Source organism: Paenarthrobacter histidinolovorans (assembly GCF_014647595.1).
Classification (GTDB): domain Bacteria; phylum Actinomycetota; class Actinomycetes; order Actinomycetales; family Micrococcaceae; genus Arthrobacter; species Arthrobacter histidinolovorans.
Map to the genome: position 1 here is coordinate 569,826 of NZ_BMPM01000002.1, position 19,138 is coordinate 588,963.

19 protein-coding genes are annotated in these 19,138 nt (G+C 64.2%); 8 read left to right on the forward strand and 11 right to left on the reverse strand.

The window, feature by feature from the left end; translation table 11 throughout:
- Positions 1 to 32 precede the first annotated feature (32 nt).
- Positions 33 to 806 carry a GntR family transcriptional regulator gene (locus IEY62_RS07140; protein WP_189015366.1) on the forward strand — a complete coding sequence of 258 codons (774 nt, stop codon included), beginning with the start codon at positions 33 to 35 and terminating at the stop codon, positions 804 to 806.
- 33 nt (positions 807 to 839) lie between these two features.
- Positions 840 to 1,748 (forward strand): ribokinase, encoded by a 909-nt coding sequence (locus IEY62_RS07145; protein WP_189015368.1) that lies wholly within the window; start codon positions 840 to 842, stop codon positions 1,746 to 1,748.
- Here the strand turns inward: IEY62_RS07145 and IEY62_RS07150 are convergent.
- Complete coding sequence (locus IEY62_RS07150; RefSeq protein ID WP_189015370.1) at positions 1,694 to 2,755, reverse strand: SDR family oxidoreductase; 1,062 nt, start codon at positions 2,753 to 2,755, stop codon at positions 1,694 to 1,696. The genes IEY62_RS07145 and IEY62_RS07150 overlap by 55 nt on opposite strands.
- Positions 2,752 to 3,357 carry a TetR/AcrR family transcriptional regulator gene (locus tag IEY62_RS07155; protein ID WP_189015372.1) on the reverse strand — a complete coding sequence of 202 codons (606 nt, stop codon included), beginning with the start codon at positions 3,355 to 3,357 and terminating at the stop codon, positions 2,752 to 2,754. Before IEY62_RS07155 ends, IEY62_RS07150 begins: the two co-directional genes overlap by 4 nt.
- A gap of 96 nt (positions 3,358 to 3,453) precedes the next feature.
- Here IEY62_RS07155 and IEY62_RS21790 point away from each other — a divergent pair, with 96 nt between their 5' ends.
- Together IEY62_RS21790 and IEY62_RS07165 are read left to right on the forward strand one after the other, a co-directional pair.
- Positions 3,454 to 3,576, forward strand: a complete 123-nt coding sequence (locus IEY62_RS21790) for a hypothetical protein (RefSeq protein ID WP_268241109.1) — start codon at positions 3,454 to 3,456, stop codon at positions 3,574 to 3,576.
- On the forward strand, positions 3,573 to 3,965 hold the full coding sequence (locus IEY62_RS07165) for a type II toxin-antitoxin system VapC family toxin (protein ID WP_189015374.1): 393 nt from the start codon (positions 3,573 to 3,575) through the stop codon (positions 3,963 to 3,965). The genes IEY62_RS21790 and IEY62_RS07165 overlap by 4 nt, the downstream gene beginning before the upstream one ends.
- Before the next feature lie 6 nt (positions 3,966 to 3,971).
- On the opposite strand, the gene IEY62_RS07170 is transcribed toward IEY62_RS07165, so the two are convergent.
- The 3 genes from IEY62_RS07170 to IEY62_RS07180 all read right to left on the reverse strand — a co-directional run bounded on the left by IEY62_RS07170 (position 3,972) and on the right by IEY62_RS07180 (position 6,396).
- Positions 3,972 to 4,256, reverse strand: coding sequence for an acylphosphatase (locus IEY62_RS07170; protein ID WP_189015377.1), 285 nt, complete (start codon positions 4,254 to 4,256; stop codon positions 3,972 to 3,974).
- A gap of 54 nt (positions 4,257 to 4,310) precedes the next feature.
- A complete protein-coding gene (locus IEY62_RS07175) occupies positions 4,311 to 5,219 on the reverse strand; it encodes a pullulanase X25 domain-containing protein (RefSeq protein WP_189015379.1) in 909 nt (302 codons plus the stop codon).
- 145 nt (positions 5,220 to 5,364) lie between these two features.
- Positions 5,365 to 6,396 (reverse strand): adenosine deaminase, encoded by a 1,032-nt coding sequence (locus tag IEY62_RS07180; protein WP_189015381.1) that lies wholly within the window; start codon positions 6,394 to 6,396, stop codon positions 5,365 to 5,367.
- An 83-nt stretch (positions 6,397 to 6,479) separates the two neighbouring features.
- Between IEY62_RS07180 and IEY62_RS07185 the strand changes: the two genes are divergently transcribed.
- Genes IEY62_RS07185 through IEY62_RS07195 form a run of 3 tightly spaced genes read left to right on the forward strand, consistent with a single transcriptional unit; the run spans position 6,480 to position 8,829 of the window.
- Positions 6,480 to 7,394, forward strand: coding sequence for an MSMEG_6728 family protein (locus tag IEY62_RS07185; protein WP_189015383.1), 915 nt, complete (start codon positions 6,480 to 6,482; stop codon positions 7,392 to 7,394).
- Between the two features lie 26 nt (positions 7,395 to 7,420).
- Positions 7,421 to 7,813 (forward strand): DUF1622 domain-containing protein, encoded by a 393-nt coding sequence (locus tag IEY62_RS07190; protein ID WP_189015385.1) that lies wholly within the window; start codon positions 7,421 to 7,423, stop codon positions 7,811 to 7,813.
- The gene (locus IEY62_RS07195) at positions 7,810 to 8,829 is read left to right on the forward strand and encodes an alpha/beta hydrolase (RefSeq protein WP_189015387.1); all 1,020 of its coding nucleotides are present in this window, start codon (positions 7,810 to 7,812) and stop codon (positions 8,827 to 8,829) included. Before IEY62_RS07190 ends, IEY62_RS07195 begins: the two co-directional genes overlap by 4 nt.
- Positions 8,830 to 8,836: 7 nt before the next feature.
- Here IEY62_RS07195 and IEY62_RS07200 read toward each other — a convergent pair whose 3' ends face one another.
- From IEY62_RS07200 to IEY62_RS07210, 3 genes are all read right to left on the reverse strand, one after another.
- Positions 8,837 to 11,272 (reverse strand): Tex family protein, encoded by a 2,436-nt coding sequence (locus IEY62_RS07200; protein ID WP_189015389.1) that lies wholly within the window; start codon positions 11,270 to 11,272, stop codon positions 8,837 to 8,839.
- A 99-nt stretch (positions 11,273 to 11,371) separates the two neighbouring features.
- Positions 11,372 to 11,806 carry a CBS domain-containing protein gene (locus IEY62_RS07205; RefSeq protein WP_189015391.1) on the reverse strand — a complete coding sequence of 145 codons (435 nt, stop codon included), beginning with the start codon at positions 11,804 to 11,806 and terminating at the stop codon, positions 11,372 to 11,374.
- A gap of 101 nt (positions 11,807 to 11,907) precedes the next feature.
- Positions 11,908 to 12,363: a nucleoside deaminase gene (locus IEY62_RS07210; protein ID WP_189015393.1), complete on the reverse strand. Its 456-nt coding sequence runs from the start codon at positions 12,361 to 12,363 to the stop codon at positions 11,908 to 11,910.
- Between the two features lie 109 nt (positions 12,364 to 12,472).
- On the opposite strand from IEY62_RS07210, the gene IEY62_RS07215 reads away from it, so the two are divergent.
- Complete coding sequence (locus IEY62_RS07215; RefSeq protein ID WP_189015395.1) at positions 12,473 to 16,057, forward strand: TM0106 family RecB-like putative nuclease; 3,585 nt, start codon at positions 12,473 to 12,475, stop codon at positions 16,055 to 16,057.
- On the opposite strand, the gene IEY62_RS07220 is transcribed toward IEY62_RS07215, so the two are convergent.
- From IEY62_RS07220 to IEY62_RS07230, 3 genes are all read right to left on the reverse strand, one after another.
- Positions 16,054 to 16,857, reverse strand: a complete 804-nt coding sequence (locus tag IEY62_RS07220; RefSeq protein ID WP_189015397.1) for a triose-phosphate isomerase — start codon at positions 16,855 to 16,857, stop codon at positions 16,054 to 16,056. The two genes, IEY62_RS07215 and IEY62_RS07220, sit on opposite strands and share 4 nt — an antisense overlap.
- A 2-nt stretch (positions 16,858 to 16,859) precedes the next feature.
- A complete protein-coding gene (locus IEY62_RS07225; protein ID WP_189015399.1) occupies positions 16,860 to 18,209 on the reverse strand; it encodes an MFS transporter in 1,350 nt (449 codons plus the stop codon).
- Positions 18,210 to 18,363: 154 nt separating this feature from the next.
- Positions 18,364 to 19,128 (reverse strand): SDR family NAD(P)-dependent oxidoreductase, encoded by a 765-nt coding sequence (locus IEY62_RS07230; RefSeq protein WP_189015401.1) that lies wholly within the window; start codon positions 19,126 to 19,128, stop codon positions 18,364 to 18,366.
- Positions 19,129 to 19,138 lie beyond the last annotated feature (10 nt).

Here is a 19,138-nt window from a genome sequence, read left to right on the forward strand (position 1 = left end):
AGTGTCGGTAACCCATTCCAAGTGAGGCCCCCTTGACCGACAAAGCCGTCCAGTTCCTGTCCCGCCCCATCGCCACCCAACCCGGGCAGCCCCTTCGCGTTGCCGCGTACTCGCGCATTGCAGAAGCGATCCGGACAAAGATCCTGCCGCCGGGTTCACTGCTCCCCACCGAGACCGAGCTGGGGACCATGATGGACGTCAGCCGCACCGTGATCCGGGAAGCGCTGATGCTGCTGGAAGAAGACGGCCTCACCCGGGCACGTCGTGGAGTTGGACGGTTCGTGGCTGATTCACTTCCCCGGATCGGCATTGAACACATCCGCCCCTTCGATCAACTCCTCGGCGGGCCGGACCAGGACATCCAGGTCAAGCGCGTAGCGGCCATCAAACAACCGGCTTCGGAGTTCGTTGCGCCAGGCATCGGCGTGGAGCCTGATGAGGATGTCTGGTTCTGGGAGAGCGTGCTCATCCGCAACGGCGAGCCCGTGGCCCACCTGCAGGAAAATGTCGCACAGAAGATTCCGGAAGCCGACGAACTCGCCGGTGCTGCGGAGGCGCCCACGCTCTCAGCGTCCACGCTCCTGGAGGTGCTGGGCGGACTCCCCGGCACTGCCCTGGGACCCGGCGAATGCGAAATCAGCCTCAGCACGGCCGGGCCCAGCCGGGCCAAGCTGCTGGGACTCCGCCCTTCCGATCCGGTGCTGGTCCTCACCCAGTACGTGCGCCGGAACGGCTCACCGTTCTACCTCGCCAAATGCCTGGTGGCCGCCAAAGCCGGTCACCTCTCCGTCATACAGTCCTCCTGAAATTCTCTCCGAGCTGACCACCAAGGATCTTCCATGAGCACTCCCCTTCACTCTTCCGCGCCCACCAACAACCCCACACTCACGGTGGTGGGAAGCATCAACCTCGACATCACGGCAACCGCCAGCCGACTGCCCTCTCCCGGCGAAACCGTCGGCGGAGCAGTCCTCCGCCAGCAGCCCGGCGGCAAGGGCGCCAACCAGGCCGTCGCCGCGGCCCGGCTCTCCGGCCGCTCCCGCATGGTGGGGGCCGTTGGCCAGGACGACGCCGGACGGACGCTTCTGGACGCAATGGCTGGTGCCGGCGTCGACATCCACAGCGTCTCCCGCGTGGACGCAGCAACCGGAACCGCACTGGTGCTGGTGGACAGCGACGGCGAAAACCAAATCGTGGTGTGCCCTGGCGCCAATGGCTCAGTGGCCCTGGACGGTGTGTCATTTGGCGAAGAGGAAGCGCTGCTTTGCCAGCTCGAAGTGGACCAGGACGTGGTGTTGGAAGCTGCCCGCCGCGCGCCCGGATTCTTCGCTCTCAACGCCGCCCCGGCAGCGCCGATCCTGCCCGAACTGCTGGAGCGCTGCGACCTGGTGATCGTGAACGAAACCGAATACGAGCTGATCCCCGCCCTCAAGAACGCGCCGCTGGTGGCGGTGACCTACGGCGGCGAGGGCTCGGCAATCTTCGTCGACGGCGAACGCGCCGCCGAAGCTCCGGCAGTGAAAGTCACGGACATCGCCAACACGATCGGTGCCGGCGACGCCTTCTGTGCGGCCTTGGTCCTGGCCCTGCAATCAGGCTTGGATTATGGCCACGCCCTGGCCGTAGCCAATGCCGTGGGCGCCGACGCCGTCCGCGATGCTTCGTCCCAGCCCGCGTTGCAGCCGTTGGAGCACTACATCGAGGCGACGCGCCGGCCTGACGCAGCGGGTTCCGCCGCCACCAAGTAGTCCGCCCATCGCTTCAGGGCTGTCTCCACAGGCGGATGGTGCAATCCGTATGACTCAGCCAAGGCGAGCGCTGCTGCGGTGGGATACCGCTCTTCCGAGAGGAACGACAACGTCTCCGGATCCGCACCAGTGAGTTTGGGCGGGAGCCTCTTCAGGAGTCCGCTGGGGATCTTCAGCCACGGAACCCTGACATTCAGGTGCTTCCCGATCATGCGCAACAGTTCCGGCAACGGCGGCGTGGCGTCATCGAGCACCCAGTACGAGGCGTTTTCCGCCTCAGACGTGGTGGGGACCAGCGCCATGAATGAAGCCAGATAGTCGACAGTCACCACGGGGACGAACGTGCGGTCGTTCCCGGGCAGTGCAGGCAGCTTTCCACGGAAGAGATCCATGACGCTTGCTGCAAGGCCCACCCCCTGCCGCGACTCGCCATTGACGGAATCTCCGATCACGGAGGCCGGATTGACCACAGTGAGAGGGACGCCCAGGGAGCGCGCTGTCGCTTGCACGACGGCATCGGACTCCACCTTGGACCCTTCATAGGCGCCCAGGCGTTTGTATTCCCTGGCACGGCGCGATTCGTCCCACGGGACCTCGTTCGGGTCCTGTCCGCCCACCCGGTAGCCGGACAGATGGACCAGCCTGGTCAGCGCCGGCAGCTTCGAGGCAAAACGAACCACGCGTTCTGCGCTGGTCACGTTCGCGGAATAGGCTTCGTCGGCCGTCATGCCAAACGCGAAAGCGCCGGCGGCATTGTGGACTTCCGTCACGGACCGGAATTCGTCCGCTCCCGGATCAATACCCAAGGCAGCGTCGTCGAATTCCACGAGCACGTGCTTCGCGGTGCCGTCGGCGTCGTGACGTGCGAGCCAGTCCGCCAGCCGGTGGAAGGAATCTTCGCTGCGCACCGCGGCTGTGACGGTCACCCCTTGGTGCAGGAGTTCCCGCACCAGCCACTGCCCGATGTGGCCCGTGGCTCCGAACACCAAGGCATGGCGGACGCTCATGCGCCCGCTCCGGCCAGGCTTGCTGCCAGCAGTGTTTTGAGCGTCCCGGCGGCTGCGTCCATTGGCTGTGTGGACTTGTGGGCGCGGGACAGGATGAGCGAGCCCTCCACCAGGCAAATGATCGAGGTTGCCAGGCTATGGGCGCCTCCCTCTTCCACCCCGAACGTGGACAGGTAGCCGGATACCGCATGGATCCATCGGTCGTAGACGCGGCTGCACGCCTCCCTCAGCGGTTCATTCTCCGATCCCGCATCCAGGGCGACCGAAGAAACGGGACAACCTGCCTGATAATCGCTGGCTTCCAGGATGTTTTTGAGTTCGGCAATGAGCGCGTCCACTACCGCCGCGGGTGAGGTGGCCGTCGCCGTGGCCTTGCCAATCAGTTCTCCGAAGTGATCGCCGGCCAGCGCCACCACAGCAACACCGAGCCCCGTCTTCCCTTCGGGGAAATGGAAATAGAGCGAGCCTTTGGGAGCACCGGACCGGGCCAGGACAGTGTTGAGTCCCGTTCCGTGATAGCCGTGAAGTTGGACCAGATCAAGCATGGACTCGACCAAACGCTGCCGGGTTGCGAGTCCTTTGGGATACGAAGAAGAAGGCATAACTACATAATAGACCAGTCTATATATTTCTACGTCACCAATAACGGCCAAGCCGCGGCCACCCTCATTCCGCCATCAGCTTCGCCCTTTGAACGATTGCTCCAAGCAGGAAGCATCCGGCCTGCCATCGAGTCACCCGTGGACTTCCGCCTTGTGGAGCGCGTCAGCAGCGACATGACCACGGCCGACATCCTGGCTGACCTCCGCGGGGACCGGTGATCGTTTACGCGGACACCTCCGCGATTCTGAAGCTTGTTGTGGAGGAGCAGGAATCCGAGGCCCTGGCCGCGCATCTCCAGGGAGTCCGGGTAGCTGGAGGTCACTTGGTGGCTTCCATGCTCCTCTACACCGAGCTTCACTGCGCTGCACGCCGCCGTAGCCTGCCTTTTGATCAAGTCAACGATGTCCTTGCCGGCCTCAACCTTGTTGGTGTCACCCGTTCGGATCTGATGTATGCCTCAGCGCTGCCCAGGCAACTTCGGAGCGCAGACGCCATTCACCTGGCAACCGCCATCAGGCTTCAAGTGGACTCCGTGGTGGCCTATGACCAGGAACTGCGCTTGGCGGCCAAGGAATCCGGGCTCACCACCGCCTCGCCCGGAACCTAGCCGGTCCTAGCCCACGATCCGGAAGTCGTCGAACTCCCCTGTACCGTCGGAGAGCTCGAAATCCACCTTCTCAACGTGGCCCGGCGCCTGCGTGGACTGGAGCCACTTCACGAGACGGTCAACGTCGGCTGCCGAACCCTCGGCAGTCAATTCCACGGAACCGTCGTGATCATTGCGGACCGTCCCTGTCAGCAGGAGTTCGTCGGCCTTCCGGGCAGTCCAGTAGCGGAAGCCCACCCCCTGGACAACGCCGGTGATGCGGGCTGTGAGCCGAAGGGTCCCGTCAGTCATGGTTCCACTTTAACCAGCCCGCCCCTGTCGGGCCCGACCACCGCACAAGCCGGGCTAGCCGATCACAATGTCACGCGTTTCGTGGCTGTACGTGATGGTGACCGTGCCGCCGTCGTGGTTCAACTCGTGGTTGGCACCGTCGCGGACGCCGAACGCACCGTAGTTCTCATCCCACGAGCGGTTCAGTGCCACCTTGTAGGTGTAGAAACCGGCGGGCAGTTCAGCCGTCAGCGTCCATACCTGGACCAGCGGGTTGAATGTCATCTGGGCTTCGTCGTACTGGGGCGCCCAGTCCTCGGGAGCGCCAAGGATCTTGTTGAAGTCCCCGGCAATTGCGACGGCGTCCGGCTGCGGCAGGGTCTCGACGGCGGTGGCCGCCTTGCCCTTGGCCGGTGCCTTGCGCGTGGTGGACTTCTTCGCTGCAGGTGCGGCTTTCGCCGCGGCGGCCTTGGCAGCAGTGGCTTTCGGGGCTGAAACCCTGGCTGCGGCAACCTTCGGCTCGGCCACGTCGGCGGCCGCTTCCTTGGGTGGGGTCACTTTCTTTGCGGCAGCACGCTTGGACGCTGCTGCTTTCTTCGCCTGGGGCTTCACCGGCGGGGCGGTGGGAACCGGAACGTCGGCTGGTACCGGCGTGCCGGCGTCGAGGGCTGCGGCGAAAGCTGCAACGTCGGGGAAGGCGACCGTCGCACGCAGGCCGTCCTCCGGGATGGTCCACCCCGAACGGCCCTTGACCAGCCAGCCTGCCTTGACCAGCTTGGCCGAGGCAGATGTGAGGGTCTTGTGGCCGCGCGGAATGCCGCCACTGAGGAGTTCGGCCTCATGGTCGTTGAAAGGAACGCGGGCAATCGCTTCGGCCAGCACTTCGCCAGCGTTCAGGGTCGCCCCGGACCATACGCCCTCTGCGAGGATGTCCAGGACGGCCTTCAGACGAAGGTTGGTGTTCTCGGCGGTGTTCGCGCCCATGCTTCTCCTTCTACGGTGGATATTCCCTTGCAGTTTGCCAATGAATTGTTAATTCCCGCGACTGCAGTTGGTAAACACCGTGTGTCGTGACTGAGTGTGACATCACAATCGCCGCAAGTGATGTACGGGTCTCGGCTGGAGCGGTTCAGGCCCGCGTTACCGATGATTTGACCCACTCAGTGACCTCGTCCAGAAGCTCTGCCTTGCGTGCCTCATTGGCAAAGGATGAACGGATCGAATTGGCTGCCAAGGTGGCCTGTTCGGGCACCGAGAACTTCAGGACGTCAACCAGCTTCTCGAAGTTATCGTCTACGTACCCGCCAAAGTACGCGGGGTCATCCGAGTTGACGCAAACGTTCAGGCCGATGGCGAGCATTTCGGGAAGAGGGTGGTCCTCAAGCTTGTCGACGGCGCGAAGCCGGACATTCGACAGGGGGCACACGGTCAAGGGCACCTGCTCGGCAACCAACCGCTGCACCACATCGGTGTCTTCCATGCACCGGATGCCGTGGTCGATCCGCTCAACATGCAACACGTCCAGCGCCTCCGTGATGTAGGACGCGGGGCCCTCTTCACCGGCGTGGGCGATCCTTCGAAGCCCGGCCTCACCGGCGCGCTGGTACAGTCGCTCAAACTTCGACGGCGGATTGCCCACCTCGGCCGAGTCCAGGCCGATGCCCGCGATGGGGGCATGCGTGGCAAGGAGCCGTTCAAACACTTCCAGGGCGGATTCCTCGGACATATCCCGCAGGAAGGCGGCAATAAGGAGGGTGGAGACACCAAAGTCCTCTTCCGATGTTGCCAGAGCCTTGGCCACGCCGTTGACGCAGGTTTCCAAGGCCACACCGCGTGAAATGTGGGCCTGGGGGTCCATCATGATTTCCGCGTGCCGTACTCCGCCGGCAGCGGCGCGCTCCAGGTAGGCCCGGGTCATGTCGGTGAAGTCCTGCTCGGTCTGCAGGACGGCCATGTTGGCGTAGTAGAGGTCCAGGAAGGACTGCAGGTCGGAAAATTCGTACTTCCCGCGCAGTTCTTCGATGTCTTCATAGGGCAGTTCAATGCCGTTGCGTTCGGCCAGGGCAAAGATCAGCTCTGGCTGGAGGGTCCCTTCGATGTGCAGGTGCAGTTCGGCAACCGGGGGTGCCGGGGTGGTTGTTTTCTCGCCAATAGTTTCCACCCTGCAACTCTAGGCCCGAACACGGGCACGTGTCCCGGAGCACTCAACTTGGTTCTCACGCCCGGCACCCTCAAACTGAAAGGATGCAGACTTTCCTCCCCTTCGCCGATTTCCGTGAGAGTGCCGCGGCGCTCGACACTTCAAGGCTCGGCAAACAGCGCGTCGAAGCACTCCAGGTACTCCGCGCGTTGGTGATCCCGGAATACGGTTGGCAGTCCCACCCGGCTGTCCGCATGTGGATGGGCCATGTTCCGGCTCTCACCATGTATGGCCTGGCGATGGCCGATGAATGGATGGAGCGCGGCCACCCGGACAACACCCGCACCAACATTGCCGAGTTCGCACCGCAGGCGGCCCACCCGGACTACGCGTCCAGGATCATCATGCCGCCATGGTTGGGACACGAGGACCTGCACCTCAGCCACCGTTCAAAGTTGATCAGCAAGGACCCCAAGCACTACGCGCCGATCTTCCCGGGCACCGAGGAAAAGCTGGAATACGTGTGGCCGGAGCCCAAGCACGAATTCCACCCGGAGGATCCCGAAGAGGACAGCCTGTGGATCCTGCGCACCAACGTTGAGGATCTTCGTCCCGAACAGCTCACCACTGTCAGCCTGCCTCCGCATCGCAAGGCACGTTCCGCGGCGCCAGCGGACCCCGACGAGTACCAGTTCGTCTACGCCGAAGAAAAGTCGCGGCGGCAGGTGGGCGGACCCAAAAAGCGTCCCGTGAAGCAGCTTGAGAAGAAGCCCACGCGCAAGCGCCAGGCACAGGAGCAGGCCTTCAACACACTGCCCGGCAAGACCGAACTGGCCGTCCCGTTCGACGGCGGCCAGACCCTCGCCGTCGGCCTCATCCACGGCCGCCCCATCACCGAGAACGGCCGCTTCGCTCGCAACTTCGAGGTCACCAGCGTGATCAAGCGCTCCGACTTCGACTACCCGGCCCTGTTGCAGGATCCCCGGGTGTTCTTCCCGGTCCCGGCGCCCGCGCAGTAGCGGCAAGATTCCACCACAGGAGGGCCATGGATTTCCAGCACATCATCGAAGCCGTCGGCAGGTACATGGATGCCGCGGGGGTGGCCGTCATGGTGGTTGGAGCTTTGGTCTCCATCCCCATGGCCTTGCGCGGCTACCAACCGGAACGGGCCAGGGGCCTGGCGCCGTTCACGCCCTATCGGGCCTACCGGCAGCTGCTGGGCAGGTCCATCCTGTTGGGCCTGGAACTGTTGGTGGCAGCGGACATCATCCGTACCGTCGCGGTGACACCCACGTTTGAGAGCGTTGGCGTCCTGGCGATCATCGTGCTGATCCGGACCTTCCTCAGCTTCTCCCTCGAGCTGGAAATAACCGGCCGTTGGCCGTGGCAGAAGGAAAAAAGCCCGGACGCCGCTGAGAGGCTACGATCGGATCCATGACGCAGCCTTGGGGACCGGACATTCTTGGCGAAGGCTTTGAACAGCAAACGCTGAACCTCGACGACGGCGGTATCGCCACATTGGTGCGGTACGCCGGTTCCGGTCCGCTGCGGCGGGACGAGACGAGCAACGGGGGCATCGACGCAGACGTCCTCTACGTTCATGGCTGGTCCGACTACTTCTTTCAACGCCACGTTGCCGAATTCTGGCACCGGGCGGGGGCACGTTTCTACGCCCTGGATCTGCACAACTACGGCCGCAGCCTCCGGCCCGGGCTGGTTCCGGGTTTCGTCACCAACCTCGTTGATTACGACGCCGACATCGCAGCCGCTTTGGACGCCATGGGTCGATCAGGCGCCCGAAGAGAAGACCGGCCGCTCATTCTGCTGGGACACTCCACTGGAGGACTCACCCTCAGCCTGTGGGCTTCCCGCCACCCTGGCCTGGCGTCGGCCCTGGTCCTCAACAGCCCGTGGTTGGAGTTCCAGGCCACCGAACTTGGCCGCCGCGCGATTGCGCCGCTGGTAGGGCTGCACGCCCGGCTCCACCCGCTGACGCCGCTGCCGCCCGTGGATCCGGGAATTTACACCCGCGCCGTGTCAGCTACCCTCGACGGCGAATGGGACTACAACCTCGACTGGCGGCCCGACCGGGGCTTCCCCATCACGCCGGCGTTCCTGGATGCTGTGTTCCGCGGCCAGGCAACTGTCGCAGCCGGCTTGGGTATCGATGCTCCGGTGCTCGTGTTGCTCTCGGACAAGAGCTACCTGCAGCCGAAGTGGTCTGCCGATGCCCTCACCGCGGACGTAGCACTGAACGTCGACGCCGTGGCCCACCGCTCCCTCTCCCTGGCGGACACCGTCACGGTGAGCCGGCTACCCAACGCCTTGCACGACATCTTCCTCTCCCCGGAACCCATCCGAAGAGAAGCGTTCGAGCGCATCGGCCGCTGGCTTCCCATGGCCCTGCAACCAGCGGACGCAGTGGTGTGGGAAGCCAGGACCGCGGGCTTATAGCCCAACCCTATTTACCGAGTCCCGCCCTTCGCAGGGCTTCGGCCATGGCTGTGTTCGCAGGAGCAACCGGAGCCTGCTGGGGTTTGCCCTGGCGCGGGTTGCCCTGGCCTTGCCGCTGGGAACCCTGGGCCGGCCGCCCGCCGCGCTGACCGCCTGCACGTTCGCCGCCGCGTTGCCCCGGCTGGCCACCCGAGTCACGCCCGCCCGAAGCACGCCCGCCAGAGGTGCGGCCGCCCCCAGAGCCGGGTTCGTCGTCGAGCCTCAACGTCAGCGAGATCCGCTTGCGCTCGGGGTCGGCCTCCAGGACCTTGACCCGGACCACTTGGCCGGACTTCACGATTTCGCGCGGATCCGAAACGAATTTGTTGGACAAGGCCGAGACGTGCACCAAGCCGTCCTGGTGAACCCCAACGTCCACGAAAGCACCAAACGCAGCCACGTTGGTGACCGTACCTTCGAGGATCATGCCCGGTTTGAGGTCGGAGATCTTCTCAATACCCTCGGAGAACGAGGCCGCCTTGAACGCCGGACGGGGGTCGCGGCCGGGCTTCTCGAGCTCGGACATGATGTCCTTGACCGTGGGCAGGCCGAAGGTGCCATCGACGAACGCCTGTGGATCCAACGCCGTGGCGGGACCGCCGCCCGCTGCGACCAGGATCTTGCGCGCCACGGAGTACGCTTCCGGGTGCACACTGGAGGCATCCAGGGGCTCCGCTCCCCCGGTAATCCGGAGGAAGCCAGCGCACTGTTCGAACGCCTTGGCGCCCAACCGGGGAACCTTCTTGAGGTCGCTGCGCTTGGCGAACGGACCATTCTCATTCCGGTAGGCCACGATGTTTTCGCTCAACAACGGCCCGACGCCGGCCACCCGGCTCAGCAACGCAGGCGAGGCAGTGTTCACATCCACGCCCACGGCGTTCACGCAGTCCTCCACCACGGCATCCAAGGACCGGTCCAGCTTCGCGGCGGTGACGTCGTGCTGGTACTGGCCCACGCCGATGGACTTGGGCTCGATCTTCACCAGTTCGGCCAAGGGATCCTGGAGGCGGCGCGCGATGGACACGGCACCACGAAGCGAAACGTCCATGCCGGGCAGCTCCGAGGCGGCCAGGGCAGAGGCTGAATAGACAGAAGCCCCGGCCTCGGAAACAACCAGCTTCTGGATTCGCTTGGAGCCTGACGCTTCAAGGGATTTAATGAGCTCGGTGGCCAGCTTGTCCGTTTCACGGGAGGCCGTTCCGTTGCCGATCGCCACGAGTTCCACGTTGTGCTGCTTGGCGAGGCGGCCAAGCGTGGCCAGGGCCTCGTCCCACTTCTTTGCGGGAGCGTGGGGGTAGATGGTGTCCGTGGTGACCACCTTACCCGTGCCGTCCACCACGGCCACTTTCACGCCTGTGCGGAGTCCCGGGTCCAGGCCCAGGGTGGCCCGGTTTCCGGCAGGCGCGGCGAGCAGCACGTCGCGGAGATTGGCCGCGAAGACGCGCACGGCTTCGTCCTCCGCGTCAGCAAACATGCGCCCGCGAAGGTCCGTGGTGAGGCGATCCAGGATCCGGCCACGCCAGGCGAGCTGCGCTGTCTGCATCAGCCACGCATCGGCGGGACGTCCCTGGTTGGCGACCCCAAGGCACTTGGCCACAGCGTTCTCGTACCTGCCGCGGGCGGCGGCCAGGGCGTCGTCGTCGGCTGGGTCTGCTTCGGCGAGATCCAGCTCCAAAACGCCGTCCTTCTCGCCGCGCAGCAGTGCGAGCACGCGGTGCGACGGCATCCCTGACGGCACCTGCGTGAACTCGAAGTAATCCTTGAACTTCTGGCCCTCGGCCTCCATGCCGTTCTTGACGCGGGACACCATGCGGCCCTGCTTCCAGAGGCGTTCGCGCAGGTCCTCGGCGAGATCCGGGTCCTGTCCCACGCGCTCCACCAAAATGGCGCGGGCACCGGCGAGCGCCGTGGCAGCGTCCTCAATGGAGTGCTCGGCGTTGAGATACTTGGCGGCTTCGGTAGCGGGGTCCAGCTGCGGGTTGGCGAGCAGGACGTCTGCCAGCGGCTCGAGACCGGCTTCGCGCGCGATCTGCGCTTTGGTGCGGCGCTTGGATTTGAAGGGAAGATAGATGTCTTCCAGCCGGGCTTTGGTATCGGCGCCGACGACGGCGGCTTCCAGTTCCGGGGTCAGCTTGCCTTGCGCGGCGATCGCCTCAAGGACGGCCTTCCGGCGTTCTTCGAGCTCACGAAGGTATCTGAGGCGCTCTTCGAGGTCGCGCAGCTGGGTGTCATCGAGCGTCCCGGTGGCTTCCTTGCGGTAGCGGGCGATGAAGGGGACGGTGGATCCGGCGTCGAGCAGTTCCACCGCGGCCTTGACCTGCCAGGCTTTGACGCCAAGTTCTTCGGCGATTTGTGCGTGGATGGCGGAGTCAGCTGACTGGTGTTGGAGATTTGAAGTCACCATGACAGTTTGCCTCACCTGGGCTTGCGGGTGGGAACGGGCCGCGAGGCGTTCCCGTGGCGGGAGTGCCTCGCGGCGGCTGACTTTGCCCTCTGACACCTGCTAGTGCGACATGTGCTCCTTGGCTGAGATGTGCTCCACCATTTCGCCCAGGCGCTGTTCGGCGTAGTGGTTGCGGGCGATGTCGCCCTGGCTGATGATGCCCACCAGTTTGTGGTCGCTGATGACGGGCAGGCGGCGTACCTGGTGCTCTTCCATCATGGTCACGGCGTCGTCAACGCTGGCATCGGCGTCCACCCAGTAGGGCTTGCCGCCGGCGAGCTCGCTGGCAAGGACTTGGCGGGCGTCCTTACCTTCGGCCAAACACTTGACCACGATGTCGCGGTCCGTGATGAAACCGGTGAGCTTGCCGTCGCTGCCGCAGATGGGAAGTGAACCGCAGTCCAGATCCCTCATCAGCATGGCGGCTTCCTGGAGAGTCTTGTCCTCGGCGATGCACTGCGCATTCGTCGTCATGAATTCACGCACGGCACTCATGGGTCCTCCTTCATCGATGGGGATTATCGACGCGGGGCCCTTCGGCTCCAACGCCGATGATGCCAGACTACGCCCGCCGGGTAGCCGTGACCAGACGGATTTCAGTCCTCCGCGATGTCCTCGGCCCAGAGTTCCGGATACTCTTCCTGGAAGGCGCGCATCATGTCCACACAGCGTGGATCATCCAGGACAACCACCTCCACACCGCGTGAGCGAAGGAGGTCGAACTCGCCCGGGAAGGTCTCGGCCTCCCCCACCACCACCCGGGGAATCTTGAACTGGATGATGGTTCCCGTGCACATCGCACAGGGTGCCAGGGTGGTGTACAGGGTGGTGTCGCGGTAGCTCTTTTGCCGGCCGGCCGCACGCAGTGCCGACATTTCCCCGTGCGCAATGGGATCGCCATGCTGGACGCGTTCGTTATGCCCGGTTGCCACGACTCTTCCGGCGCGTGCCAAGGCTGCACCGATGGGAATTCCGCCCTCACCGAGGCTCTTCTGCGCGGCCTGGTAGGCGGCTTCAAACGCGGGATCTGCTGTGGGCACTGTTTCGGTCATGGGTGCAGTCTAAATCGAGCGCAGGCAATAATGCGGGGCTATATTGTCAGGGCCCGCTGATAGCTTGGCTTGCAAGGGTATTCACAGCAAGGAAGGCAGGTGGCCCGCAGTGTTCTTTCTCGATCCGGAGCCGGCAGGCGCCCCGCAGGACCTGGTTTTCTCGGCCAGTGATCTCGTCATCGCCGCTACCTGCGAGTACCAGTTGCTTCGCAAGCTCGACGAAAAACTTGGCCGGTCTCCCAAGCAGGATTTCCCGGCCGATGCCATGCTGGAACGCACTGCAAAACTCGGTGATGTCCACGAACACCGGGTCCTGGACGAGTTCGTGGCCAGGTTCGGCCACTGGGACCCGGCAACGGGAACCGGAGTTTACGACGTCGTTCCCGCCACCGCGATGGACCGCGGCACGCTGACGGCCAAGCACGCGGAATCCATCGATGCCTTGCGGGCCGGTGCGGATGTGGTGTTCCAGGCCGCCTTCTTTGACGGCACCTTCCATGGCCGTTCCGACTTCCTGGTCAAGCGGCCCGGCGGTCACTACGCAGTGTTCGACACCAAACTGGCCCGCCATGCCAAGGTCACAGCCCTCCTGCAGCTGGCCGCCTACGGGGACCAGCTCATTCAGGCAGGCATCACCCCGGACCCCTTGGTCACCCTGGTGCTGGGCAACCGGGTCCACAGCGATCATTCGTTGTCGCAGATCCTGCCGGTGTTCAAGGAGCGGCGGGAGCGGTTCCTCGGAATGACCGCTGCACACCGTGCAGGCAGCGAACCTGTTGCCTGGGGCGATCCCAGGTACTCTGCCTGTGGCCGCTGCGACTACTGCGCTGAACAGGTTCAGCTGCACAGGGATCTGCTGATGGTTGCCGGTATGCGCATCAGCCGGCGCAAGAAGCTGATCGAGGACGGCGTCACCACCATCGACCAGCTGGCCGCATTGCCGGCAGCGGGAGATCCGACGCTGCTGCGGCTCCGCGAACAGGCGCGGCTCCAAACAGGAACCGGAACCCCCGACGGCACTGTGGAGTATACGGATCAATCCGGAGAACCCAAAGCAATCAGCTACAACGTGCTGGCGGACAACACCTTGGGACGACTGCCCGCGCCCGATCCCGGCGACATCTTCTTCGATTTCGAAGGCGACCCCCTGTGGCAGGATCCCGTCACCGGAAAATGGGGTCTGGAGTACCTGTTCGGCGTCATTGAGAACCCTGTTGAGCCCGGTGCTCCCCCGGTGTTCCGTCCCTTCTGGGCGCACTCCCGCGCCGAGGAAGGCCAGGCGTTCGTCGACTTCCTGGAGTACGTCGCCAAGCGCCGGGCGCAGTATCCGGGCATGCACATCTACCACTACGCCGCTTACGAGAAAACTGCCCTGCGGAACCTGTCCTTGACTCACGTGGTGGGCGAAACCGCCGTCGACGACCTCCTGCGCCAAGGCGTCCTGGTGGACCTTTACGACACCGTCCGGCACAGTATCCGGATTTCCTCGAACTCCTACAGCATCAAGAAACTTGAGCCCCTGTACATGGGGCAGCACCTCCGCTCCGGAGAGGTCACCGACGCTGGCGCGTCCGTGGTCGCGTATGCGGATTTCTGCACCGCCCGGGACACCGGACAGGCTGCCGAAGCCGCTGAGATCCTTGAAGGCATCCGGGACTACAACGAATACGATTGCCTCTCCACGCTGGAACTGCGCAACTGGCTGCTCGCGAGGGCGGCGGAACGCTCCATCCCTCCCGGATCGTTCCGTGACGGGCCCGCTGACCCGGAGACAGGGAACCAGAAAGACCAGGAGGCAAACAAATACGAGGCCGCACCCGAAGAGACGGCGTTGTTCGACTACCTTGCCCAACTCCCGGAGGCCGAACGTTCCACGCACGATGCCCTTGCGATCCGCATTGTCGCAGCCGGTGTCGGCTACCACCGGCGCGAAGACAAGCAGCACTGGTGGGGCCACTTCGATCGTCTTGAGAAGCCCGCCTCCCAATGGGACGACGCCCGGGACCTTTTCATCGTGGACCATGCCGAGCTTCTGCAGAACTGGGCCAAGCCAACGCCGCGCAGCAACCCGGTCCGGATCGTCAAACTGCTCGGACGTTCCGGTGACGGTGCTGGACTGGATCCGGGCAAGAGCTACTTCAGGATGTACGGTCCCCCGCTGCCGGACGCCCTCCCGGCGAAGGAATCATCGGTTCTCGGCCGCGCCGGGTGGAGCAACACCAAAGTCACCGAGGTGGGCGAAGACGGGGACTTCGAGTCAGTCACCATAGCCGAAAGCCTTCGCAAGGACTCCGCGGAGTTCGCCCAAATGCCCATGGCTTTGACCCCTGACAGCCCCATTCCGACAAACGGCCAGAGGGCAGCATTGGCGTCGCTGGCCACCAAGCTCCGGGACGGGTTGCCGGCATGGCCCAAGGACGCGGCGCTGGATCTGGTCCGCCGACAACCACCCAGGCTGCGCAGCCTCGAAGCACTGCCCGCCGTGGAGGCCGGGCCCGACGGATACATTGACGCGATTACCGCCGCGGTAAAGGACCTCGACCATTCCTACCTGGCGGTACAAGGCCCTCCCGGCAGCGGAAAAACCTACGTTGGTGCCCACGTATTGGCCCGGCTCGTGGCAGATGGCTGGAAAGTGGGGGTCGTGGCCCAGTCACACGCCGTGGTTGAGCACATGCTGTGCGCCGCCGTGGAAAAGGCCGGGGTTGACCCGATGCGGGTTGCCAAAGAAGTCAAGCACAACGATCCTGTGCCTTGGAACGGCTGCGGGAAAGCCGACGTTACAGAGGCCCTGTCCATGCCTGGCGGCGCCCTGATCGGGGGCACCGCCTGGGCGATGGTGGGCAAGGAGGTCCCTGTAGGAGCCCTGGACCTGCTGGTCATCGACGAAGCGGGCCAGTTCTCCCTGGCCAACACCATGGCCGTCAGCCGGGCAACCAAGCGGCTGCTCCTGTTGGGTGATCCCCAGCAGCTTCCGCAGGTCACCCAGGGAAAGCATCCTGAGCCCGTGGACGAGTCCGCACTGGGCTGGTTGTCCGACGGTTACAACACCTTGCCGGCCGAACTGGGCTACTTCCTGGCGTTGTCTTGGCGTATGCATCCGGAACTGTGCGGTGCCGTGTCCGAGCTGTCGTACGACTCCCGGCTGGAGGCAGCACCCGCAGCATCACAGCGCCGGATGGAAGGCGCCAGTCCTGGAATTTCATGCGTTTACGTGCACCACACCGGTAACTCGACGTCCTCGGCCGAGGAAGCTGCGGAAGTACTCCGGCAAGTACAGGCCCACCTCGGCCTGACATGGTACGACCCCTCCGAATCCCCTGCAGGCCGTCCCCTCGACGAAACCGACATCCTGGTGGTCGCGCCCTACAACGCGCAGGTTCAGCTCATCAAGCATGAATTACACACTGCCGGCTTGAAGAAGGTTCGCGTAGGGACGGTGGATAAGTTCCAAGGGCAGGAAGCGCCCGTGGTCATCGTGTCCATGGCTGCATCCGCCGCCGGAGAAGTTCCTCGCGGCATGGAGTTCCTGCTTTCACGCAACCGCATCAACGTGGCGGTCTCGCGCGGGCAGTGGCGTGCCGTCGTCGTGCGTTCTCCCGAGCTGACCAATTATCTGCCGACGCATCCGGAAGGGCTGGAGAACCTGGGCGGCTTCGTAGCCCTCTGCCAACGCGCCGCAACCCCCAACTAGCATCCTGTGGGCTGGGCCAGGGCCTCATCCAGGACACGGCCAAAGTTCGCGGCATCGTGCGCGAAGCGGCCAAGGAAGAGGCCCGAAACGCCCGAAAGTTGAGGCAGGAGGCCGGGTTTCGCCGAGCCTCCATAGATCACAGGAAGGCCCGGCAAACCGTGCTGGGCCAAAGCGTCCCGCAAGGCGCCGACCACCATGGAGACGTACTGGGCCGAGGCCGGTTCGGGAGCGCCGATCGCCCACACCGGCTCGTAGGCAATCACGAGCCGGGCAGCCATTGCCCAGTCCCCGGACACGGCCGCTTTGATCTGGTGGAAGACAAACTCCGCTGCGGCCTCCGGGGCGCAGGCTTCGGCCTCGCCCACGCACAACAACGGAGTAATGCCGGACCCGACGGCGGCGCCCACCTTCAGTGCCACCACCGCATCGTCTTCGGCAAAGTGCCGGCGGCGCTCTGCATGGCCGATTTCCACCAGGCCAACGCCGAGTTCCGCCAGCATGGAAGGCGCTACCTCACCGGTCCAAGGCCCGTCGGCCCAGCCGCAATCCTGTGCGCCCAGGACCAACGGCGAACCTGCCACCAGCGCAGCCGCCGCAGGGAGGACCGGGAACGAGGGGATGACAAACGGGACTACCCGCCCGGCCGCGAGGGCCGGACGGGCGTCCACTTCTGCCACCAACTGCTCCAGCCACTCGAGGCTGCGGGCGTAGCCCATGTACATCTTGGTACTGACTCCGACGTACAGGGAGTCCGGCAAGGTGCACAGGGAGGCCGGAGAGGTCAGGGCTGTCGCGTCCATTCCTACTTGCCCAGCAGCTCGTCGGCCTTGTTGGAGAACACCCGGGTGCCGAACATCATGGCCGCGGCCAGGAAAGGCAGGACGCCAAGGGCGTAGACCCCCATGGTTCCCGTGTCCGAGGCCGTGATCTCGTTGACCGAGGTGCGCAGGATCGGTGCGACGAAACCGCCGAGGTTGCCCAGGGAGTTGATGAGCCCGATGCCGGCCGCTGCGGCCGTTCCGGTGAGGAACGCCGTCGGGTAGGACCAGCAGATCGGACCAATCGCCAGGAAGCTGCACACCGCAAGCGTGATGAAGATGATGCCCAGCGCCGGGAGGTGGTTGGCGCCGGCCCAGGCGGAACCGAAGATGCACAGGCCGGTGGAAACGAACAGTGCAGTGCCCCAAATACGGCGCCGCACCACTGTGTTTGCGGCCTTGCCGACGAAGTAGCAGGCAAAGATGCCGAAGAACCAGGGAATGGCGGCCATCAGTCCGACGGCGAACCCCACCTTTTGCCCTGTCAGCTGGGCCACCTGCTGCGGAAGGTAGAACGTCACGCCATAGACCGCGATCTGCAGGCAGAAGTAGATGACTGTGAAGTACCAGACACGGCCGTTACGCATGGCAGCCATGACACCGCGCGGACCCGATTCTTCCTTGACCGTGTCCTCCAACGCCATGACATCCGTCAGCGCGGCTTTCTCTTCCTTGCTCAGGAACTTTGCCTCCTGGGGGCTGTTGATCAGGAAGAAGAACGAGGCGATACCGGCCAGGATGGCCAAGGAACCCTCCACGAAGAACATGACCTGCCAGCCCGCCACTCCGGGGACCTGGTCACCGATGTTGATGAGCCAACCGGACAGCGGCGCACCCAGCATCTGCGAGAGCGGCTGGGCCAGGTAGAAGATGGCGAACATCTTCACACGGACCTTGTTGGGGAACCATGCGGCAAGGAACATGATCACGCCCGGGAACAGCCCGGCTTCGGTGACGCCCAGCAGGAACCGGAGGATGATGAACGAGGTTTCACCCTGCACGAACGCGAAGCACGCGGACACAATGCCCCAGGTGATCGCGATGCGTGCCAGCCACATTTTGGCGCCGAACTTGGTCAGCAACAGGTTGCTGGGGATTTCAAACAGGGCGTAGCCGATAAAGAAGATACCGGCTCCCAGGGCGTAGGCCCCGGCGGTGATGCCCTTGTCCACGCCGAGGGCCGCTTCGGCGAATCCCACGTTGGTGCGGTCAAGGAATGCTACTACGTACAGGATGACCAACATGGGCATCAGCCGGAATGAAGCTTTGGATATGGCCGATTTCAGAACCGGCGAATCCAGCAATTCCTTGGTGGAACTCGAGGCAACAGACATCGAAACTCCTCTTTGAGTAGTCAATTGGGGGGAGATAACCTGAGCGGGCTATCAGCGCGGGAAGAACATGAGCACCAGGCCCACGACACAAACGACGACGCCCACGGCGAGGTAGATCTTTCTTTCCCGGGTCCAGGTCTTCATCGACGAAGCCCTAGTGCATGTACAGTCCGCCATCCACATTCAGCGTCTGGCCGGAGATGTATCCGGAGTCCTCGCTGATGAGGAAGGCGATGGCGGCGGCGATGTCGCGGGTGGAGCCCACGCGGTTCACCACGAGGTCCTTGGTGAGTTCGTCCTTGCGTTCCTGGCTCAGCGTGCCACCCATGATGTCGGTGTCGATGGGTCCGGGCGAGATGGCGTTGACGGTGATGTCGTACTCTCCCAGCTCGCGGGCCGTAGCACGGGTCAGTCCAATGACGCCCGCCTTCGCCACGGAGTACGGGGTCTTGGAGAACGTACCGCCGCCGCGCTGGGCGGATACCGAGGAGATGTTGACGATTCGTCCGATGCGGTTCTTCACCATGGACTCGGCAACGCGCCGGGTGGCGTAGTGGACGCCGTTGAGGTTGATGTTCAGCACGCGGTCCCACTCAGCCGGCTCCAGTTCGAGGTAGCCGATGGGCGAGCTGACGCCGGCAACGTTGGCCAGCGCCACGATCTGGGGCAGTTGGGCCTCAAGCTCGTCAATGGCTGCGCGTACTTCTGCTTCGTTGGCCACATTTGCGCCGACGCCGTGGGCCTGGACACCGTATTCGGCGGCAATTTCCTTGGCGGCAGCCTTGCAGGCGGCGTCATCGAGGTCGATGATGCCGATGTTCCAGCCCTGCGCGGCGAGGTAGTTGACGGTGGCACGGCCGATGCCGCGCTCGGAAACCGCACCTGTGACGATTGCGGTGCGTTCTGCGGGGAAAGTCATGTGGTTTCTC

Bases quoted from the DNA above. Each gene is read 5' to 3' on its own strand.
- IEY62_RS07145 (WP_189015368.1), top strand. From the start codon at position 840: ATGAGCACTCCCCTTCACTCTTCCGCGCCCACCAACAACCCCACACTC.
- IEY62_RS07150 (WP_189015370.1), bottom strand. From the start codon at position 2,755: ATGAGCGTCCGCCATGCCTTGGTGTTCGGAGCCACGGGCCACATCGGG.
- IEY62_RS07155 (WP_189015372.1), bottom strand. From the start codon at position 3,357: ATGCCTTCTTCTTCGTATCCCAAAGGACTCGCAACCCGGCAGCGTTTG.
- IEY62_RS07170 (WP_189015377.1), bottom strand. From the start codon at position 4,256: ATGACTGACGGGACCCTTCGGCTCACAGCCCGCATCACCGGCGTTGTC.
- IEY62_RS07175 (WP_189015379.1), bottom strand. From the start codon at position 5,219: ATGGGCGCGAACACCGCCGAGAACACCAACCTTCGTCTGAAGGCCGTC.
- IEY62_RS07185 (WP_189015383.1), top strand. From the start codon at position 6,480: ATGCAGACTTTCCTCCCCTTCGCCGATTTCCGTGAGAGTGCCGCGGCG.
- IEY62_RS07190 (WP_189015385.1), top strand. From the start codon at position 7,421: ATGGATTTCCAGCACATCATCGAAGCCGTCGGCAGGTACATGGATGCC.
- IEY62_RS07195 (WP_189015387.1), top strand. From the start codon at position 7,810: ATGACGCAGCCTTGGGGACCGGACATTCTTGGCGAAGGCTTTGAACAG.
- IEY62_RS07200 (WP_189015389.1), bottom strand. From the start codon at position 11,272: ATGGTGACTTCAAATCTCCAACACCAGTCAGCTGACTCCGCCATCCAC.
- IEY62_RS07205 (WP_189015391.1), bottom strand. From the start codon at position 11,806: ATGAGTGCCGTGCGTGAATTCATGACGACGAATGCGCAGTGCATCGCC.
- IEY62_RS07210 (WP_189015393.1), bottom strand. From the start codon at position 12,363: ATGACCGAAACAGTGCCCACAGCAGATCCCGCGTTTGAAGCCGCCTAC.
- IEY62_RS07220 (WP_189015397.1), bottom strand. From the start codon at position 16,857: ATGGACGCGACAGCCCTGACCTCTCCGGCCTCCCTGTGCACCTTGCCG.
- IEY62_RS07225 (WP_189015399.1), bottom strand. From the start codon at position 18,209: ATGTCTGTTGCCTCGAGTTCCACCAAGGAATTGCTGGATTCGCCGGTT.
- IEY62_RS07230 (WP_189015401.1), bottom strand. From the start codon at position 19,128: ATGACTTTCCCCGCAGAACGCACCGCAATCGTCACAGGTGCGGTTTCC.